This is a genomic window from Stenotrophomonas sp. PS02298, from assembly GCF_029959445.1.
GTDB lineage: Bacteria > Pseudomonadota > Gammaproteobacteria > Xanthomonadales > Xanthomonadaceae > Stenotrophomonas.
Genome location: NZ_JASCOR010000306.1, coordinates 1 through 1,739, shown reverse-complemented (window position 1 = coordinate 1,739; position 1,739 = coordinate 1). Strand labels below are relative to the sequence as shown.

3 protein-coding genes are annotated in these 1,739 nt (G+C 62.0%); 1 reads left to right on the top strand and 2 read right to left on the bottom strand.

What is annotated here, in order from left to right:
- Positions 1–138: 138 nt before the first annotated feature.
- Together map and QMX78_RS21295 are read right to left on the bottom strand one after the other, a co-directional pair.
- Positions 139–930 carry a type I methionyl aminopeptidase gene (gene map / locus QMX78_RS21300; RefSeq protein ID WP_282273432.1) on the bottom strand — a complete coding sequence of 264 codons (792 nt, stop codon included), beginning with the start codon at positions 928–930 and terminating at the stop codon, positions 139–141.
- Positions 927–1,139, bottom strand: a complete 213-nt coding sequence (locus QMX78_RS21295; RefSeq protein WP_282273430.1) for a ParD-like family protein — start codon at positions 1,137–1,139, stop codon at positions 927–929. Before QMX78_RS21295 ends, map begins: the two co-directional genes overlap by 4 nt.
- A gap of 286 nt (positions 1,140–1,425) precedes the next feature.
- On the opposite strand from QMX78_RS21295, the gene rpsP reads away from it, so the two are divergent.
- A complete protein-coding gene (gene rpsP / locus QMX78_RS21290) occupies positions 1,426–1,686 on the top strand; it encodes a 30S ribosomal protein S16 (RefSeq protein WP_282273428.1) in 261 nt (86 codons plus the stop codon).
- Positions 1,687–1,739: the final 53 nt, after the last annotated feature.

Genomic DNA, 1,739 nt, shown 5'->3' with positions numbered 1-1,739 from the left:
ATCAAATTGGCGGCGGGCGGCCTGCTTTTTGTCGGCGCGGCGTACGCGGCGAAGCAGATAGATCATCAGATGGCGTATCTGCCAAGAACTCCAGCAATGCCAGCTTCGCGGCTTACGCCGCTCCTACAAAAGCGCGTCCTACGCGAGCGCGCCCAGCAGCTTCTGAGCGATGGCCCGTTCTTCATCGCGCAGCGTCAATACGCGCACGCCGGTCTCCGTCACCTCGACGGTATGCTCGCATTGCGCCGATAACTTTCCATCGCGTGTGGTCACGGTCCAACCATCGTCGTGGTTGTCGATCGCCGCGCGGCCCTGGTTGATCATCGGCTCGATCGTGAAGGTCATGCCGGCCTGCAGCTCGAGTCCGGCGCCACGATGCCCGTAATGCAGCACCTGCGGCTCTTCGTGCATTTCGCGGCCGATACCGTGGCCGCAGTACTCCTTCACCACCGAATAGCCGGCGTCCTTGGCGTGGCGGTTGATCGCAAAGCCGATGTCGCCCAGGGTCGCACCAGGACGTACCGTGGCGATGCCCTTCCACATGGCCTCGTTGGTGACGCGCACCAGGCGTTTGGCTTGATGGCTTACCTCGCCGATCAGGAACATGCGGCTGGAATCGGCGATGTAGCCGTTCTTCTCCAGGGTGATGTCCAGATTGACGATGCTGCCGCTGCGAAGGATGTCCTTCGATGACGGCACGCCGTGGCAGACAACAGTGTCGATGGAACTGTTGAGTACATACGCGAAACCATACTGGCCCTTGCTGGCCGGGCGTGCCTGCAAGCGGTCGACGATGAAGCGCTCGACCCTGTCGTTTACCTGCAGCGTGCTCATGCCTTCCAGCGGCAGCTGGTTCAGTGCTTCGAACACCGACGCCAGCAGGCGCCCGGATTCGGCCATCAATACCAGTTCATGCGGCTGCTTGATCATGCTTCCGCCATCCGCATGCCCGCAGGGCTTACCCCGGCAGCCGCGAGTTCGCGCGCCACCAGCTCCTGGAAACTCAGCTGCGGATTCAGTTCGCAGAGCATGCCGATCCTGATCCAGAACCCGGCCTGGGCGTTGATCGAGCGGCCAGACACGGTACTGGCCTTGCGCAGGTTGTCGTGCAGTTCGTCGTCGATGTTCACGATGCCCATCGGTCGCCCCTTGAATTGACTATATGATTCATATGCGAATCATATGTCCGGAGTGCTGAACGAGACAGAAGGGGGGGGGCTCGGCGGCCATGGCCAGGCGTGAAAATCGATGGGACGCCACCCGGGTTGGCTGCGAAGGGCGCACCTACAGCGCTGGCGGAAGGTGAGCGCTGAGGCTGGTTCAGGTTCCCGATCAGGGCCGGGGTTGGAATGGAGCGGGGTGGTCGCTATAATCGCCGGCTTACCGCGCCATCCTGGCGACTGGGCAACATAGGAAAACACCACCATGGTCAAGATTCGACTGACCCGCGGCGGCGCCAAGAAGCGTCCGTTCTACCACATCATCGTTTCCGACGTCCGTAGCGCCCGCGACGGCCGCAACATCGAGCGCGTCGGTTACTACAACCCGGTTGCACAGGGGGGCGAGCAGCGCGTTGTGCTGGATATCGCTGCTTGCGACAAGTGGATCGCCAACGGCGCCCAGATGACCGACAAGGTTCGCAACCTGTACAAGGAAGCGTCCAAGTCCCAGGCCGCTGCGGCCTGATCCTGGCGGGGCGCCCGCCACCGCGGCCCGCCCGGGTTATTTATAAATAAAAA

Excerpts from the sequence above, each read along its gene's own strand:
- map (WP_282273432.1), bottom strand. The coding sequence starts at position 930 with ATGATCAAGCAGCCGCATGAACTGGTATTGATGGCCGAATCCGGGCGC.
- rpsP (WP_282273428.1), top strand. The coding sequence starts at position 1,426 with ATGGTCAAGATTCGACTGACCCGCGGCGGCGCCAAGAAGCGTCCGTTC.
- QMX78_RS21295 (WP_282273430.1), bottom strand. The coding sequence starts at position 1,139 with ATGGGCATCGTGAACATCGACGACGAACTGCACGACAACCTGCGCAAG.